The sequence below is a fragment of the Kitasatospora phosalacinea genome (genome assembly GCF_000717185.1).
GTDB lineage: Bacteria > Actinomycetota > Actinomycetes > Streptomycetales > Streptomycetaceae > Kitasatospora > Kitasatospora phosalacinea_A.
Genome location: NZ_JNYE01000016.1, coordinates 94,628 through 112,063, shown reverse-complemented (window position 1 = coordinate 112,063; position 17,436 = coordinate 94,628). Strand labels below are relative to the sequence as shown.

13 protein-coding genes and 1 pseudogene are annotated in these 17,436 nt (G+C 75.8%); 6 read left to right on the top strand and 8 right to left on the bottom strand.

Features of this window, described 5'->3' with window-relative positions:
• Positions 1–136: 136 nt before the first annotated feature.
• The 4 genes from mshC to OO57_RS09595 form a co-directional block, all read right to left on the bottom strand.
• Positions 137–1,366, bottom strand: coding sequence for a cysteine--1-D-myo-inosityl 2-amino-2-deoxy-alpha-D-glucopyranoside ligase (gene mshC, locus OO57_RS09610; protein WP_033251892.1), 1,230 nt, complete (start codon positions 1,364–1,366; stop codon positions 137–139).
• Between the two features lie 89 nt (positions 1,367–1,455).
• Positions 1,456–2,340: an SCO1664 family protein gene (locus tag OO57_RS09605; RefSeq protein ID WP_081973564.1), complete on the bottom strand. Its 885-nt coding sequence runs from the start codon at positions 2,338–2,340 to the stop codon at positions 1,456–1,458.
• Complete coding sequence (locus OO57_RS09600; RefSeq protein ID WP_033251891.1) at positions 2,310–2,873, bottom strand: DUF3090 domain-containing protein; 564 nt, start codon at positions 2,871–2,873, stop codon at positions 2,310–2,312. Before OO57_RS09600 ends, OO57_RS09605 begins: the two co-directional genes overlap by 31 nt.
• 163 nt (positions 2,874–3,036) lie before the next feature.
• Positions 3,037–3,738 (bottom strand): histidine phosphatase family protein, encoded by a 702-nt coding sequence (locus OO57_RS09595; RefSeq protein WP_033251890.1) that lies wholly within the window; start codon positions 3,736–3,738, stop codon positions 3,037–3,039.
• Positions 3,739–3,800: 62 nt separating this feature from the next.
• On the opposite strand from OO57_RS09595, the gene corA reads away from it, so the two are divergent.
• Positions 3,801–4,790, top strand: a complete 990-nt coding sequence (gene corA, locus OO57_RS09590) for a magnesium/cobalt transporter CorA (RefSeq protein WP_033251934.1) — start codon at positions 3,801–3,803, stop codon at positions 4,788–4,790.
• A gap of 159 nt (positions 4,791–4,949) precedes the next feature.
• Here the strand turns inward: corA and OO57_RS46710 are convergent, their stop codons facing one another.
• Together OO57_RS46710 and OO57_RS09580 are read right to left on the bottom strand one after the other, a co-directional pair.
• A complete protein-coding gene (locus OO57_RS46710) occupies positions 4,950–9,200 on the bottom strand; it encodes a hypothetical protein (RefSeq protein WP_267884955.1) in 4,251 nt (1,416 codons plus the stop codon).
• Between the two features lie 4 nt (positions 9,201–9,204).
• A complete protein-coding gene (locus OO57_RS09580) occupies positions 9,205–9,546 on the bottom strand; it encodes a CU044_2847 family protein (RefSeq protein ID WP_033251889.1) in 342 nt (113 codons plus the stop codon).
• Positions 9,547–9,805: 259 nt separating this feature from the next.
• Here OO57_RS09580 and OO57_RS09575 point away from each other — a divergent pair, with 259 nt between their 5' ends.
• Both OO57_RS09575 and OO57_RS42355 read left to right on the top strand, forming a co-directional pair.
• Positions 9,806–10,240 carry a GNAT family N-acetyltransferase gene (locus OO57_RS09575; RefSeq protein ID WP_033251888.1) on the top strand — a complete coding sequence of 145 codons (435 nt, stop codon included), beginning with the start codon at positions 9,806–9,808 and terminating at the stop codon, positions 10,238–10,240.
• A 111-nt stretch (positions 10,241–10,351) separates the two neighbouring features.
• Positions 10,352–10,603: pseudogene (locus OO57_RS42355) on the top strand (transposase); the annotation flags it as partial.
• A 204-nt stretch (positions 10,604–10,807) separates the two neighbouring features.
• Here OO57_RS42355 and OO57_RS09565 read toward each other — a convergent pair.
• The gene (locus OO57_RS09565; protein ID WP_033251886.1) at positions 10,808–11,854 is read right to left on the bottom strand and encodes an LLM class F420-dependent oxidoreductase; all 1,047 of its coding nucleotides are present in this window, start codon (positions 11,852–11,854) and stop codon (positions 10,808–10,810) included.
• A 228-nt stretch (positions 11,855–12,082) separates the two neighbouring features.
• Between OO57_RS09565 and OO57_RS09560 the strand changes: the two genes are divergently transcribed.
• Both OO57_RS09560 and OO57_RS09555 read left to right on the top strand, forming a co-directional pair.
• On the top strand, positions 12,083–13,060 hold the full coding sequence (locus OO57_RS09560) for an aldo/keto reductase (protein ID WP_033251885.1): 978 nt from the start codon (positions 12,083–12,085) through the stop codon (positions 13,058–13,060).
• Positions 13,061–13,090: 30 nt separating this feature from the next.
• Positions 13,091–15,310, top strand: a complete 2,220-nt coding sequence (locus OO57_RS09555; RefSeq protein WP_033251884.1) for a helix-hairpin-helix domain-containing protein — start codon at positions 13,091–13,093, stop codon at positions 15,308–15,310.
• A 921-nt stretch (positions 15,311–16,231) separates the two neighbouring features.
• Here OO57_RS09555 and OO57_RS09550 read toward each other — a convergent pair.
• Complete coding sequence (locus OO57_RS09550) at positions 16,232–16,837, bottom strand: hypothetical protein (RefSeq protein ID WP_033251883.1); 606 nt, start codon at positions 16,835–16,837, stop codon at positions 16,232–16,234.
• Between the two features lie 374 nt (positions 16,838–17,211).
• Here OO57_RS09550 and OO57_RS09545 point away from each other — a divergent pair, with 374 nt between their 5' ends.
• Positions 17,212–17,421, top strand: a complete 210-nt coding sequence (locus OO57_RS09545; RefSeq protein WP_033251932.1) for a DUF5703 family protein — start codon at positions 17,212–17,214, stop codon at positions 17,419–17,421.
• Positions 17,422–17,436: the final 15 nt, after the last annotated feature.

Genomic DNA, 17,436 nt, shown 5'->3' with positions numbered 1-17,436 from the left:
GGCGCGAGCCCGCAGTGTGGACCGGCCCCGGGAGGATGGTGCTCTCCCGGGGCCGGTCTTGCTGTGTGCTGTGGGTGCCTGGTTGCTCGCCCGGACCCCCGCGCCCCTGGCGGGGCGCGAGGGTCCGGGCGGGGGGTTAGAGGGCCACGCCCAGGAGGGCGTCGACGGTGCGGGAGACGAGGCCCGGGGCGCCGGTGTCCTGGCCGCCCTCGGTGCGGGCCGTGGCGGCCCAGCGGTCGACGGCGGCGAGGGCCGCCGGGGCGTCGAGGTCGTCGGCGAGGGCGGTGCGGACCTCGGCGAGGAGGGCCTCGGCGGGCGGGCCGTCGGGGCGGGAGACCGCGGAGCGCCAGGTGGCGAGGCGGGTGAGGGCGGTGTCGAGGTCGGCGGCCGTCCACTCCCAGTCGCTGCGGTAGTGGTGGGCGAGGAGGGCGAGCCGGATCGCGGCGGGGTCGATGCCGTCGCGGCGCAGGGCCGAGACGAAGACCAGGTTGCCGCGGGACTTGGACATCTTGTGCCCGTCCAGGCCGACCATGCCGGCGTGCACGTACGCGCGGGCGTAGGGGTGCTCGCCGAGGGCGACCTGGGCGTGGGAGGCGCCCATCTCGTGGTGCGGGAAGGACAGGTCGCTGCCGCCGCCCTGGATGTCGAAGTCCATGCCGAGGAACTGCAGGGCGATCGCCACGCACTCGATGTGCCAGCCGGGGCGGCCGTGGCCGAGTTCGGTCTCCCAGGCGGGTTCGCCGGGGCGGGCCGAGAGCCAGAGCAGGGCGTCGAGCGGGTTCTTCTTTCCGGGGCGCTCGGGGTCGCCGCCGCGTTCGGCGAAGACCGGGAGCATCTGTTCGCGGGTGAGGCGGGAGACCTCGCCGAAGCGCGGGTCGGACTCGACGGAGAAGTAGACGTCGCCGTCGAGCTCGTAGGCGGCGCCGGAGGCGAGCAGGCGCTGCACCAGCGGGACGATCCACGGGATGGACTCGACGGCGCCGATGTAGTGCGCGGGCGGGAGCATCCGCAGCGCGGTCATGTCCTCGCGGAACAGCGCGGTCTCGCGCTCGGCGAGGGCGGTCCAGTCCTGGCCGGTGGCGACGGCGCGCTCCAGCAGCGGGTCGTCGACGTCGGTGACGTTCTGGACGTAGACGACGTCGTACCCGCCGTCCTTCCAGACCCGCTGGACGAGGTCGAAGGCGTTGTAGGTGGCTGCGTGGCCCAGGTGGGTCGCGTCGTAGGGGGTGATGCCGCAGACGTAGAGCCGGGCGGTCGGGCCGGTGGGCACGACCTCTCGGACACTGCTCGTGGCGGTGTCGTGGATGCGCAGGGGAAGCCCCTGACCGGGCAGGGCGGGAACCTCGGAGGCGGGCCAGGCATGCATGGGACCGACTCTAACCTTGCGATCATTTGAAAGACCAACCTACGGACGCGATCGGCCGGAATCCGTTCGTCCTCGGTTTCGGATCGGTATCAGACCGGCGGCCAGGGAATAGAAGGCCACTCCCGTGACGGCAGCGGGTGCCGTCCGGAGGTGCGCAGCGCGGCCGTCCGGGCCTTCAGCGCGTCGAGCTCACCGGCCGTCAGGTGCGGGCGCAGCCGTTCGCCGAGCGGGCCGTCGAGGTCGGCGGCGAGCTTCGCCAGCACGTCGAGCGCCTCGGCGGTGAGCGGCTGTTCGGCCCAGCCCCAGAGCAGGGTGCGCAGTTTCGGGTCGGGGTGGAAGGTGACGCCGTGGTCGATGCCGTAGATCCGGCCGTCGGCGGCGGGCAGCCAGTGGCCGCCCTTGCGGTCGGCGTTGTTGAGGACGGCGTCCAGGACGGCGAGGCGGCGCAGCTGGGCGTCGTCGCGGTGCACCAGCCAGGCCTGGCGGCCGCCGTCGACCTCGGCCCGGACCACGGGCAGCCAGCCCTCCCGGACGCCGTCCAGGGGCTGCAGGTCGAGCAGGTCGGGGGCGTCCGGGTCGGGTTCGATCCAGAGCTGGACCATGCCGGGCCCGGCCGGGCCGTCGCGCAGCACGGTGGGCGGGACGAGGTGCCAGCCGGTGGCGGCGGAGAGCTCGTGGGCGGCGGTCTCCCGGCCGGCCAGGGTGCCGTCGGGGAAGTCCCACAGCGGGCGCTCCCCCGCGACGGGCTTGTAGACGCACGGGGCGGTGAGGCCGTCCAGCGTGGCGGTGCAGTACAGGACGGCGTTGGAGGCGTCGGTGACCCGGCCGTGCACGGCGAGGGCGCCCTCGCGCAGCAGGGCGAGCGCGGTGGCGGGGTCGGCGGCCAGCGCGGCGCTGGTGGCCGGGTCGGTGGCGGGGGCCTCGACCTCCGCGTGCTCCTCGTTCAGCGCCGGTAGCCGTTCGCGCGCGGGCACAGGTGGCCCTCCGGGTCGAGCGGGAGGTTGCAGAACGGGCAGGGCTTGCGGCCGGCGGCGACCAGGTCCAGGGCGCGCTTGGCGAACACCCGGGCCATCGCGCCGCTGAGCCGGACCCGGAGCAGGTCGGGGCCGTTCTCGTCGTCGAAGACCTCGGCCTCGTTCTCCTCCTCGGACTCCTCGACGTACGCCTGTGCCTCGACCACCAGGCACTCGTCCCGGGCGTCCCAGGCCAGGGCCATCGTGCCGACCCGGAACTCCTGCTCCAGCGGCAGGTCGAGCGGGGCGGTGTCGAGCAGCTCGGCGGGGGCGACGGCCGGGATCGGGGCCTCGCCGCCGCTGCGCCGCAGCGCCTCGTCGAGGACCTCCTCGATGCGCTCGGCGAGCGCGGCGACCTGGGTCTTCTCCAGCAGGACGCTGGTGATCCGGCCGCGCGAGGAGGCCTGGAGGTAGAAGGCGCGGGCGCCGGGCTGGCCGACGGTGCCGGCCACGAAGCGCTCGGGCTGGTCGAAGAAGTGGACCTGACGGGTCACGCTGCTCGCTCCGGAGGGGGGTTGCGGTCTTCTCGATCTCACCCTACGGCCAAACCGCCCCGGTGCGGCACACGGGCGGTCGGTTCCCGTGTGCGGCCGGGCAGTTGGCCCGGGGCGGGGCGGGTGCTCAGGCGGTGGCGGGTGTCCGGGCCGTGGCGGCTGCTCAGGCGGTGGCGGTGCCGGTCTCGCCGCCGACCACGGCGTCGTCGCCCGCCGAGTGCCCGTGCGGGCGGGGGGCCAGGGCGGCGAGCGAACCGGTCTCGCCGAGGCGCAGCAGGTAGGGGCGGTGCGGGGTGTAGCGGATCGCGGTGACCGAGCAGGGCTCGACCGAGATCCGCTGGAAGTGGTCGAGGTGCAGGCCGAGGGCGTCGGCGACGATCGCCTTGATCACGTCGCCGTGGGTGGCGGCGACCCAGAGCGCGTCCGGCCCGTGGTCGACGGCGACCTTGTCGTTCCACTCGCGCACCGCGTCGACGGTGCGGTGGCTGAGGGCGCGCAGCGACTCGCCGCCGGGGAAGGCCGCGGCCGAGGCGTGGTCCTGGACGGTGCGCCAGAGCGGTTCGCCCGCCAGCTCGGCCAGCGGGCGGCCGGTCCAGTCGCCGTAGTGGCACTCGCCGAGCCGCTCGTCGAGCTCGGGGGCGGCCAGTTCGGGGCGGGCGGCGGCGAGCGGCTCCAGGGTCTGCCGGCAGCGCTCCAGCGGGCTGCTGACCAGGCGGGCGACCGGGAGCCCGGCGAGCCGCCCGGGCAGGGCGGCGGCCTGGGCCCGCCCGGTGTCGTCCAGGTCGACACCGGGCGTCCACCCGGCGAGGATCCCGGCGGAGTTGGCGGTGGACCGGCCGTGGCGGACGAGCAGCAGGGTGGGCATACCTGAAGGGTAAGGGGTCGTCCCCTCCCCGCGGGCCGCCGCTTCGGGTCACAATGGCCGACATGATCGTGGATTGCGGCATCTACCGGGGCGGGAAGCGCGTCCAGAACCCCGCGGACTTCTCGGACGCCCTGGCGGAGGTCCGCGCGGCCGGTGACGGCTTCCTGTGGATCGGTCTGGCGGACCCGACCGCGGAGGAGTTCGACCACGTCGCCGACGAGTTCGGCCTGCACCCGCTGGCGGTGGAGGACGCGGTGACCGCGCACCAGCGCCCGAAGGTCGACATCTACCGGGACTCGGTGTTCACCGTCCTGAAGACCGCCGCGTACCACCAGGAGAACGAGACGGTCTCGATCGGCGAGCTGATGATCTTCCTGGGCGACTCGTACGTGATGACCGTCCGGCACGGCCCGGAGAGCCCGCTCAAGGACCTGCGCAGCCGGCTGGAGACCCAGCCCGAACTGCTCGCGCACGGGCCCGCCACCGTGCTGTACGCGGTCTGCGACCTGGTCGTCGACCAGTACCTCGACGTGGCGACCGAGTTGCAGACCGACCTGGACGAGCTGGAGGAGGAGATCTTCTCCCCCGGGCGCTCGCGCGGCGCGGCCGAGCGGATCTACGGCTTCAAGCGGCAGGTGGTGGGCTTCCGCAAGGCCACCTTCCCGCTGATGGAGCCCGCGCTGCGACTGACCCGGAGCGGCGAGGAGGTGAAGGTGCCGTTCGTCGCCGCCGAGCTGCGCCCGTACTTCCGGGACGTGGCCGACCACCTGGCCAAGGTCAACGAGGTCGTGGAGGGCCTGGACCGGCTGCTGTCCGACATCCTGTCCGCCAACCTGGCGCAGGTCAGCGTGCAGCAGAACGACGACATGCGGAAGATCTCCGCGTGGGCCGCGCTGGCCGCCGTACCGACCATGATCGCGGGCATCTACGGGATGAACTTCGAGCACATGCCGGAGCTGCGCCAGGCCTGGGGCTATCCCGCGGTGCTGGCGGTGATGGCGGGCGTCTGCGTCGGCCTGCACCGGCTGTTCAAGCGGGCGGGCTGGCTGTAGGCACGGCGGGGCGCGGCACGGCAGGACGCGGCACGACGCGTGCGCCGGGCGGCCGCCGGGGCGGGCTCGGCGGCGTCGGTCGAACGACGGCTGCTCGGAGTTCCCCCTGGGAAGGCAGTGCGCGTGGGAAGCGGCGCCGCGGCAGACGGTCACGCGGCGTCAGCGCTCGTCGGCGACGACCCCGTCGTGCTCCCCCGCCGTCGGGCAGACGGCCTGGCCGGTCCGGTCGGGCAGGTACTGCGCCCTCTCGGCGGGGGTGAGGTCGCGGGCGACGGCCTTGCAGAGGGCGGGGATCGCGGCGTCGGGGGTGGTGCGGAACCAGAGCCGGACGGTGCCGTCGCGGTCCCCGGCGGCGACGGTGTGGCCGTCGGGGCTGAACGCCACCGAGAACACCCGCTCGGCGGTGGTGCCGAACGTGCCGGCGGCCTTGCGGGTCGCGGTGTCCCACAGGCGCACCTTGCCGTCGCCGCCGCCGGACACCAGGGTCCGGCCGTCCGGGGCGAACGCCACCGAGAAGACGGCGTCGCCGTGGCCGGTGAGGACGGCCTCGCCCCGGCCCGTGGTGCTGTTCCAGAGGCGTACCGTGCCGTCCTGGCCGCCCGACGCGAGGGTCCGGCCGTCCGGGCTGAACGCCACCGAGGTCACGGCGTCGACGTGGCCGGTGAGGACGGCCGCGACCCGGCCGGTGGCGGTGTCCCACAGGCGCACCGTGCCGTCCTGGCCGCCCGACGCGAGGGTCCGGCCGTCCGGGCTGAACGCCACCGCGTACGGGGCGTCGACGTCGAGGACGGTCTCGACCCGGGCGGTGGCGGTGTCCCACAGGCGCACCGTGCCGTCGCCGCCGCCCGACGCCAGGGTCCGGCCGTCCGGGGCGAACGCCACCGCGTACACGCTGCCGGTGTGGCCGGTGAAGGTGGCGCCCGCCGCCCCGGTGGCGGCGTCCCACAGGCGGACGACGCCGTCGCCGCTGCCGGTGGCGACGGTCCGGCCGTCGGGGCTGAAGGCCACGGCGCGGACGGGGTTGCCGGTGAGGGTGACGGCGGTCGTGCCGACGAGGGTGGCGGTGCTCCGGCCGGTGGTGACGTCCCACAGCCGGGTGGTCTCGTCGTTGCTCGCGGTCGCGAGGGTGCGCCCGTCCGGGCTGAACGCCACCGAGGCCACGGTGCTGGTGTGGCCGGTGAGGACGGCGTCGGTCGTCCGGGTGCTGACGTCCCACAGGCCTCCGACGCCCCCGCTGCCACCGGTGGCGAGGGTGCGCCCGTCCGGGCTGAACGCCACCGAGGCCACGGTGGCGGGGCGGCTGGTGAGCACCGTGACGGCCTTGCCGGTGGCGGTGTCCCACAGCCGCACCGTCCCGTCCCGGCCGCCCGTGGCCAGGAGCCGCCCGTCGGGGCTGAACGCCGCCGAGGTCACGGCGTCGGTGTGGCCGGTGAGGACGGCCTCGGCCTTGCCGGTGGCGGCGTCCCACAGCCGCACCGTCCGGTCGTCGCCGCCCGTGGCGAGGGTGCGCCCGTCGGGGCTGAACGCCACCGCGGAGACGCCGCCGGTGTGGCCGGTGAGGGCGGGCCCGGCCGCGCCGGTGGCGACGTCCCGGGTGCGGGCGGTCCCGTCGTAGCCGCCCCTGACGAGCGTGCGCCCGTCCCGGCTGAAGGCCGCCGAGGCGGCCGAGGCGGCCGAGGCCGCGCCGCTGGTGTCGGCGCGGGCGGTGGCCCGGCCGGAGAGGGTGAGGGTGCTGTCGCCGGGGGCTCCCCCGACGTCCCACTGCCACGTGGTCCCGTCGCTGCTGCCGGTCACCAGGGTGCGCCCGTCCGGGGTGAACGCCGCCGCGTTCACGACGCCGCCGCTCTCGGCGGGGACGGTGGTGCTCCTGCCGGTGGCGGTGTCCCACAGCTGCAGGTCCGCCTCACCGCCCAGGGCGAGGGTGCGGCCGTCGGGCCTGAAGGCCATCGCGAACACGTAGCCGCCGTGGTCGAGGCGGGTGCCGGTGGCCCGGCCGGTGGCCGCGTCCCGCAGGCTCACGGTCCTGGTCTCCTCCTCGTAGGTGGCGAGGGTCCGGCCGTCCGGGCTGAACAGCACCGAGGACGCGGCACCGCCGGGCCCTCCGACGACGAAGCGGTGCAGCAGCGGGACGCCCGCCGCCGCGGTGAGTGCGGCCGCGGCCTCCTCGGTCGGGCCGGTGCGGTAGGCGGCGACGGCGAGCAGCGCGGCGAGGTCGGAGTCGGTGCCGGCCAGCAGGGCGGACTGGGCGGCCAACTGCCGTGACTGGGCGGTGCGTCGGGCGGCGGTGGCGGTCCGCCACTGCCAGGCGGCCAGGCCGGAGGCGAGCACGGCGAGGGCGAGCAGGGTGGCCAGGACGGTGTTCAGGCGGCGGCTGCGGCGGGCGGCGGCCTGCTCGTGGTGGCGGCCCTCGGCGAGGAAGGCCGCGACGTGGGCGGGCAGGCGGCGCCGGGCGGACCAGTCGGTGCCCTCGGCGAGGAAGCTCCCGGCGGGGAGGTCGCGGGCGTCGCGTCCGCCGGGCTGCCGGCGCTGCCAGTGCCGGTGGCGGGTCTCGGCGCGGTCGAGCCAGTCGTTGAAGCGGGCGTCCTGTTCGACCCAGTCGTGCAGGGTGCGCCAGTCGCGGATGAGCGCGTCGTGGATCAGTTCGGCGACCGGCGTGTCGCCCGCCCGGTGGGTGGTGAGGATCCGGTGGCGGGAGAGGACGGCCAGGACCTCGTCGACGGCGTCCGCGGCAGCGGGGGTGTCGTCGGCCGCGGCGAGGTCGCGCAGTTCGCCGAGCGGGCGCTGTCGGCGGGCCGCCGGGACGCGCAGGGCCTCGTCGGCGGGGCGGACCAGGGCGGTGAGGACCCGTTGGGCGACGGGGCGCCGCTGTTCGCCGAGTTCGCGGAGCGCGGCCTCGCACCAGTCGGTCATCGCGCCGGTGACGCCGCCGGTGCGGCGGTAGGCGTCGTGGGTGAGGCGGCCGTCGTGGTCGAGGCGGCGCTCCCACAGCCGGGTGAGGGCGACCTCCAGCAGGGGCAGTGCGGTGACCGGCGCTCCGGTGGCGGCGCGGGCCGTGGGGTTCACGGGGTCCGCCGGGCCCGCCGGGCCCACGGGGCTCACCGGGCTCACTGGGTTCACCGGGTTCAGGGCGAGGACGTCGGCGACGATCTGCCGGGCCAGGCCCGTCTCGAAGGGGGTCTGGAGGTCGCGGGCGGGGCCGGTGACGATGGCGTCGAGCTCGTCGGCGGTCAGCACGGCGGGCACGTTGAGCACGCCCCCGCTCTCCAGTGCGGTGCGCAGCAGTTCGGGGGCCAGCGCGGACAGCCGGGGGTAGAAGTCGTCGCGCACCACCAGGACGGTGCACAGCGGCGCGTCGGAGCGGACCGCCCCGGTGATCCCGGCGAGCCGGGCGGCGGCCGCGGGCCCGGCGGAGGGCGCGAGGAGCTCCTCGAACTGGTCGACGACCAGGACGGTCCGCCCGTCCGCCCGCCCGTCCGTCCGGTCGACCCGGTCGAGGGCCAGGTCCAGGTCCGGGCCGGGGCGGACGACCGTCTGCTGCCAGCGGTCGCTGCCCGGCAGCCGTCCGTCGGCCAGCGCGGGCAGCACTCCGGCCTGCACCAGCGAGGACTTGCCCGATCCGGACGGGCCCAGCAGCAGCACCACCCGCTGCCCGCCCGACAGGCCCGCCAGCACCTGGCGCACCGCCTCCTCCCGGCCCCGGAACCAGCGCGCGTGCTCGGCGGTGAACGGCTCCAGCGCCCGGTACGGTGACACGTCACCGATGTCGAGGGCGGGCCAGGCCCCGCGCAGCACCGAGGTCGGGGTGGCGTGGGCGATGCCCGCGCCCCGGTCGTAGCCGTCGGGGGCGGTGATCTCGGTGAGCATGCCGACCACCAGGCCGGTCACCTCGTCCAGCACCGGCCCGCCGCTGAACCCGGTGGTCAGGTCGTTGGCGCCGGTCAGCTGCAGCAGCTCCCCGACCCCGCCGGTGGGCGGCAGCAGCCCGACGGCGACCGCGGCACCGAAGTGCCCGTCCGGCCGGGCCTGGGTGGGGAACCCGAAGGCCCGCACCCGGTGCCCGCCGCAGGCCGCCGACGACCCCAGCGGCAGCACCGCCGTCCCCGGCGGCACGTGCTCCAGGCGCACCAGGGCGACGTCCTGCTCCTGCGCGTCGCGCCAGCCCTCGGCCAGCACCCGGCCGCGGACCGCCGGGGCGCCGGGCACCCGGGGGAAGACCAGCTCCACCTCGTCCCCGGGGCCGTGGCCGCCGTCCTCCAGCACGTGCGCGCAGCTGACCAGCAGGCCCTCGGCGACCAGGAAGCCCGCGCCCACCACGTTCCCCGCCCGGTCGCGGACCTGCGCGACCGCGGCCGTCAGCGCACCCGTGCCCGCAGCGGTCGGCGCGCCCGCGGCGGGAGCCCCGCCGTCCACCGGGTCAGTCCGCCGCGGGGGCGGGCCCGGCCTCGTCCTTGCGCCACACCAGCTTGACCGTCAGGTGGCAGCTGGCCTCGGTCTTGGTGATCACCACTCCGGCCTCGGTGGACAGGTCGACCCCGAACTCGACCTCCAACTCGGCCGGGCCCGCGTCCCGCAACCGCCGCAGCACGGTGCGCGCCAGCTCGGTGACCGGCCCCAGCGCCTCCCCCAGCCCCACCGGCAGGTCGCGGATCGCGTCCCCGACCCGCCCCGCCTTCACCGGCCCGGCCGCCCCGTCCGCGGCCTCGACCAGCACCGACCCCCCGCCGTCCAGCGGCACCCGCGCCAACTGCTGCCCCACGACAGCCCTCCCCTCCCGGCCACCACCCGGCGACCGCACCGCCACCGTACTCGTGCAACGGCCGCGGGCGACGGGGGAATTCAAGATGTGCCACCGCCCCGCGGCGCGCGAACGGGCCACGGCCCACGGCAGGTTGGCGGTGCAGGTCGGGAAGCCGGCGTGCTCGGTGGTGAAGGCGCCGTGCGCGGCGGGGGGTCTCGGTCAGGTCCGCGCATTCCTACGGGTAGGACGCACCGCCGCGCTCTGCTTGGATCGCTGGATGATCACCATCGAGAAGCTCACCCCCGCTGACCGCCCGGCCTGGGAGGAACTGTTCCGCGGCTACCTCGCCTTCTACCAGCGGGACGAGCCGCAACAGACCTACGACCTGGCCTGGGAGCGTTTCCTGGCCGACGACCGGATCCACGCGCTCGGCGCCCGGCTGGACGGCGAACTGGTCGGCATCACCCACTTCCTGATGCACGCCAACACCTCGGGCCCGGACGTCTGCTACCTGCAGGACCTGTTCACCGCGCCCGAGGCACGCGGCCGGGGCGTGGCCCGCGCGCTGATCGAGGCGGTGACCGACTTCGCCCGCGAGCGCGACTGCATGCGGGTCTACTGGATGACCCACGAGACCAACGCCACCGCCCGCCTGCTCTACGACAAGGTGGCCGACACCCGGGGCTTCCTGCGGTACCAGATCGACCTCTGAGGGCGTCCGCCAATCGGTGCCGGCAGCAGGGCGGGCACGGTTCACCCGATCATGGAGTTCTCCACGCTTCATGATCACCGGGGATACGTGCCTGCCCCCTCGGGCCGCTGCCGGAGGATCGACGCCGGCATCGCCCCGTGCGGCGCGAAGACCCCGATCCGGACCGGCGGCCGGTGGGTTGTCGAGCGCACGAACGCCTGGATGAACGACTTCGGCAAGCTCCGGCGCTGCACCGAACGCCGGAGAGCGGCCGTCGAGTTCTTCCTCGCCCTGGCCGCCACCGTCATCACGGTCCGCTGCCTGATCCGACGCGCCCGGCCCCTTTGCCGTTGGAACACCCGCTCTCGAAGCCCACGGATCCGATGGCCTACTGGCGGACGCCCTGAGCGAGCCCTGAGTGACGGGCACGCTTCGAAACTCGCCCGGGAACAGCAGGGCCGCTTCGCGGCGTGTGCTGGATCGCCCAGATCCACGAGCGCATCGAGAACCCGAAGCCGGGATACGTCGCCGACTGGAGCGAACTCCCGGCGCGGCAGCAGGAGACCGACGCAGTGGCGGCCAGCCCCGTCAGGCGAGTCCGGCGCGGTCCAGGGCGTCGACGCCGGTGCGCAGGGCGGTGATCCGTTCTTCCAGGGTCCAGCCGGCCGGGGCGAGGGTGAGGGTGGTGACGCCCGCGGCGGCGTAGGCCTGCATGCGGTCGGCGATGCGGGCGGTGTCGCCGAGGAGGGCGGTGGCGTCGATGAAGTCGTGCGGGACGGCGGCCGCGGCGGCGGCCTTGTCGCGGGCCAGGTAGTGGGTCTGGACCTCGTCGGCGGCCTGCTCGAAGCCCATCCGGCGGGCGAGTTGGCTGTAGAAGTTCTTCTCCTTGCTGCCCATGCCGCCGAGGTAGAGGGCGGTGTAGTCGCGCAGGGTGTCGGCGGCGGCGCGGACGTCCTCGCCGACGGCGATGTTGACGGTGGGGCAGAGGTCGAAGCCGTCGAGGGTGAGTCCGGCCTTGGCGCGGCCCGCGGCGAGGGCGTCGGTGGAGAGGGCGGCGTGCTCGGGGGCGAAGAAGAGGCCGAGCCAGCCGTCGGCGATCTCGCCGGTGAGTTCGAGGTTCTTGGGGCCCATGGAGGCGATGTACAGCGGGATGCGCTCGCGGACGGGGTGGACGGTGAGCTTGAGCGGCTTGCCGGGGCCGCCGGGCAGCGGGAGCGTCCAGTGGGCGCCGTCGTGGACCAGGCGCTCGCGGGACATCGCCTTGCGGACGATCTCCACGTACTCGCGGGTGCGGGCCAGCGGCTTGTCGAACTTGACGCCGTACCAGCCCTCGGAGACCTGCGGGCCGGAGACGCCGAGGCCGAGCCGGAAGCGGCCGCCGGAGAGGGTGTCCAGGGTGGCGGCGGTCATCGCGGTCATCGCGGGGGTGCGGGCCGGGATCTGGAAGATCGCCGAGCCGACGTCGATCCGCTCGGTCCTCGCGGCCACGTAGGACAGGACGGTCGCGGCGTCCGAGCCGTACGCCTCGGCGGCCCAGCAGACCGCGTAGCCGAGCCGGTCGGCCTCCTGGGCGACCGCGATGTTGTCGGCGTCCAGGCCGAGTCCCCAGTAGCCGAGGTTGATCCCGAGTCGCATGTGCCCAAGCCTTCCAGTCGGGTGGTGCGGATGAGCGTAGCCGCCCCGGCGGAAGCCGGGCTACTGACCGGTAGGGGTGGTGCGGGTCACAGCGGGGCGCGCGCGGCGGCGCGGCGCGCGGGTGGTCCCGGGCCCCGGGGGGTTTCGCCGCTACCCTCACAGCACGCGGGGGCACCGCCCCCGACCTGCGCCGACACGACTGGCGCGGCGGGCGTGACGGAGGGCGCGATGGAACAGCGACAGCTCGGCCGGACCGGCCTGCGGGTCTCCCGGCTCGGCCTGGGCACCCTCACCTGGGGCCGGGACACCGACGAGCACGAGGCCGCCGAGCAGTTGAAGGCCTTCGTGGACGCGGGCGGCACCCTGGTCGACACCGCCGACGTGTACGCGGACGGCGGCGCCGAGTACCTGCTGTCCCGGCTGACCGACGGCCTGGTCCCGCGCTCCGAGCTGGTGATCGCCACCAAGGCGGGCGTCCGGCCCGGCTCGCGCCGCCCCGACGCCTCCCGCGGCCACCTGCTGGACGCCCTGGACGCCTCGCTGCGCCGCCTGAACACCGACCACGTCGACCTGTGGCAGGTGCACGCGCACGACGCCGCCACCCCCACCGAGGAGACCCTGCACGCGCTCGACCTGGCGGTCTCCTCCGGCCGGGCCCGGTACGTCGGGGTCTGCCAGTACAGCGGCTGGCAGCTCGCCAAGTCCGCGGCCCGGCAGCACGCTTCGCCCGGCAGCACCCCGCTGGCCTCCGTCCAGCTGGAGTACTCGCTGCTCCAGCGCGGCATCGAGCGCGAGGCGCTGCCCGCCGCGCTGGACGCCGGGGTCGGCCTGCTGGCCTGCTCGCCGCTCGGCCGGGGCGTGCTGACCGGCAAGTACCGGCACGGCGTGCCGCCGGAGTCGCGCGGTGCCTCCCCGCACCCCACCGGCCCGGTGCAGCCGTACCTGGGCGAGGGCTCCCGGCGGATCGTGGACGCGCTGGCCACCGCCGCCGACGGGCTCGCCTCCACCCCGCTCAAGGTCGCCCTCGCCTGGGTCCGCGACCGCCCCGGCGTGTCGGCCACCCTGCTGGGCGCCCGCACCGCCGCCCAGCTGCAGTCCTCGCTGTCGGTCGAGGCCCTTACGCTTCCGGGTGAGATCCGCGCTGCGCTGGACGACGTGTCGGCCCCGGTGCACCGCTACCCGGACCAGGGCTGGACGGAGCTGTAGCCGCCCGCCCGTCGAAGGAGCCTTCCCGCGATGACCACCCCCGAGGAGAGCCAGGCCGAGAACCGGGCCGAGAGCCCGGCCGAGAGCCAGGCGGAGAGCCAGGCGGAGCCGACCGGCGTCCAGGAGGACGGGGCCGGGCGGTCGGGCGGCGCGCCGCTCAGCGCTGCGGAGCGCGCCGCCGCGGTGGCCGCGCTGGCCAAGGCGATCGGCGCGATCAACGCGAACGACATCGTCGCCCCGCCCCGTCCGCGTGACGCCGACCTCCCGGCCGCTGACGAGGACGCCGCCGACGCGGACGAGGGCGAGGACGAGGGCGAGGACGCCACCGGCGAGGCCGTCGGCGACGAGGGCGCGCCCGCCGCCGAGCCGTCCGAGGCCCCCGCCCGCGTCCCGTCCGCCGCCCGCCCCGTGCGCCGCCCGGCCGCCCCGGCCACCCCGTCCGCCCCGCTCGACGACGCGCAGCGCCGGGCCGCGCTGGCGGCCGTCGGCGAGGTGCTGGCGGCCGGCGGGGCGCCCGCCGGGCTGGCGCCCACCGCGCTGGCCGAACTCGGCGAGGGCGCGGCCGAGTTGCTGCGGGAGGACCCGTGGGCGGTGCTGTCGCTGCCCGGGGTGCGCCCCGAGCACGCGGACGGCTTCGCCAAGGGCCTGCTCGGCCCCGCCGCCCAGCCGGGCGACCCGCGCCGGGCCCAGGCGCTGGTCGCCTGGTTGCTGGAGCAGGCCGCGCTGCGCGGGCACTCGGCGCAGGAGATCGGCGAGGTCGCGGAGGCGCTGCGCACCCAGCGGGTGCCGGACGCGGAGGGCGCGCTGCAGGCGGTGCTGGAGGACGGGCGGGTGATGCCGTTCCAGGAGGAGCTGCCGATGCCGCCCGGCAGCCACGACGAGGACGAGGAGCCGCCCGTCCGCACCGTGCTGGCCCTGGAGCGCCTGGCGCTGGCCGAGGAGAGCCTCGGCGAGGGCCTGGTCCGGCTGCTGTCCACCTTCGAGCCCGGCACGGACGGGGAGGCCGGAGAGGCCGGAGAGGCCGGAGAGGCCGGGGAGGACGGGGAGGACGGCGGTGCCCCCGCGCTGCCCGGCCCGGCGGCCTGGGAGGAGGCCGCGGCGGCGGCGCCCTCGCGTTCGGCGCAGGCGCTGGTGCGGGCCGCGGCCGGCTCCGGCCTGGTGCTGCACACCGGCGGCGAGGCGGCCCGGGCCGAGCCGGCCGCGCTGCTGCACGCCGCCGCCGGGCTGGGCCTGCGGGCCCGGGCAGCCACCTGGACGGGCCGGGGGCGGGACGCGCTGGCCGCGCTGCTGCCGGAGGGCTCCCCCGCCGCCGGGCGGATCGGCACCCTGGGCGACCTGCTGTACGGCGCGGACGTGCCGCGCGCGGTGGACGGCACCCTCGAACTGGACGTGCTGGTGGTGCTGGACGCCCCGCTGCTGGACGTGGAGACCGCGGCGACGCTGCTGGAGGCGGTGCCGGACGGCGCCCGGCTGGTGCTGTCCGGAGACCCGGGCGGCCTGTGGTCGGCCGGTCCGGGCCGGTTCTTCGCGGACCTGCTGGCCGTCAAGCCGTGCCCGGTGGTGTCGTCCCTGACGCCGGACTTCGGGCCGATCGGCGAGCTGGTCTCCGGCGTGGGCGTCGGCGAGCTGCTGCCGGTGGACGCGCCGGACAAGGAGGTGGTGATCCTCACCGCGCAGGACGGCGGGGAGGCCGTGCACCGGGCCGTCCAGCTGCTCACCGACTCGATCCCGCGGGCGCTGTCCGTGCCCTCCGAGCAGACGGTGCTGCTGACCCCGGGCCACGGCGGCCCGGCCGGGACGCGGGCGCTGAACGAGGCGGCCAAGAAGCAGCTGAACCCGGGCCCGGGCCGGTTCGGCGGCTTCGACCCGGGCGACCGGGTGGTGCACTCCCCCGCGCTGGGCGTCAACCTGCCCGGCCGGGTGCTGGACGGCGACGCGAGCGGCCTGCACGTGGAGCTGGCCGACGGCGGCCGGATCACGCTGACCCCGGCGCAGGCCGGGAAGCTGCGCCACGGCTGGGCGCTGACGGCCCACCAGGCGGTCGGGCGGCGCTGGCCCGCGGTGGTCGTGGTGCTGCCGCCGGAGGCGGCCGGGCAGCTGACCAGGCAGTGGGTGTACTCGGCGTTCGGCCGCGCGGAGCGGCACCTGTCGGTGGTGCACGCGGCGGGCCCGGCACTGGCCCAGGCGGTCGCGGAGCGGCCCGCTCCGGACCGCACGACCCGGCTGCGCTCCGTCCTCACCGCGCAGTAGCCCGGCCCCCTCGGCCGCGGGGCGCCCGGAAACACCGCGGGTGCGGGGGCGGACGCCGTCCACCCCCGCACCCGCGGAACACGTACACGCTGCTGCCGGGCCAGCCGTTCGACGGGATCGGGCGGGGGAGAGCCGCCGCAATCCCCCGGGCGCCTCAGCGTCGAGGCGCTTCTCCTCCCCCCGCCGTGGACCGGCAGCAGTCCCCCGTGCGACGTACGACCGCACCGGCGGCCGCATTTCGGTACTCCGCTCCCCCGAGTCGGAGCTCCGGAATGCGACTCCGTTGCGGTCCGAACGTTAGCCGAAATCCGTTCCGCCCGGGACTGGATTGTGCGAAGTGACCCAGCTCACTCGCCTTTCGCGGGCCGGGTAGCGGGCGGAGCGGAAACGAGTGGTGGGCCCTCGTAGGGTCGGGGGGAAGTCGACCGGGGACGGACCGGGCGGGACGGGGCGGGACGGACCGGGCGGGAATTCGCGGGAATTCCGTCGGGCTCCAGGGGGGGGGCTTCCCGGGAACGGGCTGCGGTCGGGAGCAGTGCCCGTCGGGAGCAGCGTTCGTCAGGAGAAGTGTTCGGCCATCCGTCGGCGCATCGTTTCCGCTTCCACGCTGCCGATGCCGGTGAGGACCCGGATCGCCTCCTCCCAAATTCTCCCGGGCTCCGGCCGCGGGCGGGGCACGTCGAAGGACTGCCGTCCCGGGTGGCCTCCGGTGCGCCGAGGAGGCGGAAGCGCAGCCCGCCCGCCCGATCTCCGCGGCCGTCCCCCGGCCTCCCCCGGACGCACGGGCGCCGGGGCGCCGACCGCACGGGTGCGGCCGGTGCCCCGGCGCCGGAGCGCGTCACCGATCACCGGGCGGACGGGCTCCGTCCGACCGCCTGTCCCCCTGCCTCCTCCGGCCCCGCGGGTCCGCGGCCCTCCGGTTCAGAGCTCGTCGAGCTCGTCGTCGTAGACCTCGCTGACGTCGAAGCGGCAGATCAGCAGCTCCGGGTCGGCGCCGTCGAAGGGCTCGGGCAGCCACTCGCCGGGGTCGGCCGGTTCGGTGGCCGAGACCCACAGGGTGGAGTCGCCCTCCTCCAGGCCGAACTCCTCGGCGCGGGCGGCGATCTCGTCCGGCTCGTACTCGCCGAACAGGACGCCGATCGCGGCCGTCACCTCGCCCTCGGCGCCCTCGCCGGGCGCGAGCGACTCGTCGACCCGTTCGGCCTGGGCGCGCAGCCGCTTCGGGTCGGCGATCAGGTAGTCGCGGCGGATCAGCACGCTGATCGCCTCGGGGTGGTCGGGCCCCTGGTAGCCGGCCCCGGCGTCGTCGCCGGGGATCTCGAAGGGGGTGACCTCGTCGTAGACCTCGTACAGGATCTGGTCGTAGGCGATGGCCGCCGCCGCGAGCTCCTCGTACGCGTGGACGACGACCGGATCGCCGGGTTCGGTGGAACTGGAGACGGCCTGCAGGTGGCGGTCGATGGCGGTCTTGACCGCCTCTGCGGCGGCCCGTACCTCGGTGATGGTCAGCTGCGCGGCATCAGACATGGTGCAGACGCTATCCCCACCTGGCGACGACACGCACAGCGGTTGTCACCTACAGCCGCTAAAACCGGGCAAGTTCACCCCGGATGTCCGTTCCGGGTGCTTCTGCGCCCGCCGTTTCCCGCCCTGCTCCCCCGCCGCTCCCCCGCCGCGCCCGTCCCCGGCCGCGTTCCCGCCCTCGCTCCCGTCCGCCTCCGGCCACGCATCGGCGCGGTCCGGCGCGGGTATCCCTTCCGGTACCGGAAAACTGATTGACGATCAGCTCGGACCGGGGCGAGGCTCGGAGCGTCCGCCCGGACGGGCCGCACCCGAACCGGCCGTCCGTCGGCGACGCGCCGTAGGCTTGCAGGCAGCCCAGCAGCGGAGGAGACGTCTTGATCCCTACCAAAACGGTCCGGCTCCCGGAGTACGAGTACCAATCGCTCCGCCTGCCGCGCGGCACCACCCGGAACGCCGCGCGCCAGTTGCTCACCGAGCACGCCGAGTACGGGAACTGGGAGCTCGACCGGCTCCGGCTGTTCCCCGACGGCAGCCGCACGGTCCGGCTGAAGCGGAAGATCATCCGGCAGGTCCGTTCCACCTGGTAGCGGTCACCCGGCACG

Bases quoted from the DNA above. Each gene is read 5' to 3' on its own strand.
- mshC (WP_033251892.1), bottom strand. From the start codon at position 1,366: ATGCATGCCTGGCCCGCCTCCGAGGTTCCCGCCCTGCCCGGTCAGGGG.
- OO57_RS09595 (WP_033251890.1), bottom strand. From the start codon at position 3,738: ATGCCCACCCTGCTGCTCGTCCGCCACGGCCGGTCCACCGCCAACTCC.
- corA (WP_033251934.1), top strand. From the start codon at position 3,801: ATGATCGTGGATTGCGGCATCTACCGGGGCGGGAAGCGCGTCCAGAAC.
- OO57_RS09575 (WP_033251888.1), top strand. From the start codon at position 9,806: ATGATCACCATCGAGAAGCTCACCCCCGCTGACCGCCCGGCCTGGGAG.
- OO57_RS09565 (WP_033251886.1), bottom strand. From the start codon at position 11,854: ATGCGACTCGGGATCAACCTCGGCTACTGGGGACTCGGCCTGGACGCC.
- OO57_RS09560 (WP_033251885.1), top strand. From the start codon at position 12,083: ATGGAACAGCGACAGCTCGGCCGGACCGGCCTGCGGGTCTCCCGGCTC.
- OO57_RS09555 (WP_033251884.1), top strand. From the start codon at position 13,091: ATGACCACCCCCGAGGAGAGCCAGGCCGAGAACCGGGCCGAGAGCCCG.
- OO57_RS09550 (WP_033251883.1), bottom strand. From the start codon at position 16,837: ATGTCTGATGCCGCGCAGCTGACCATCACCGAGGTACGGGCCGCCGCA.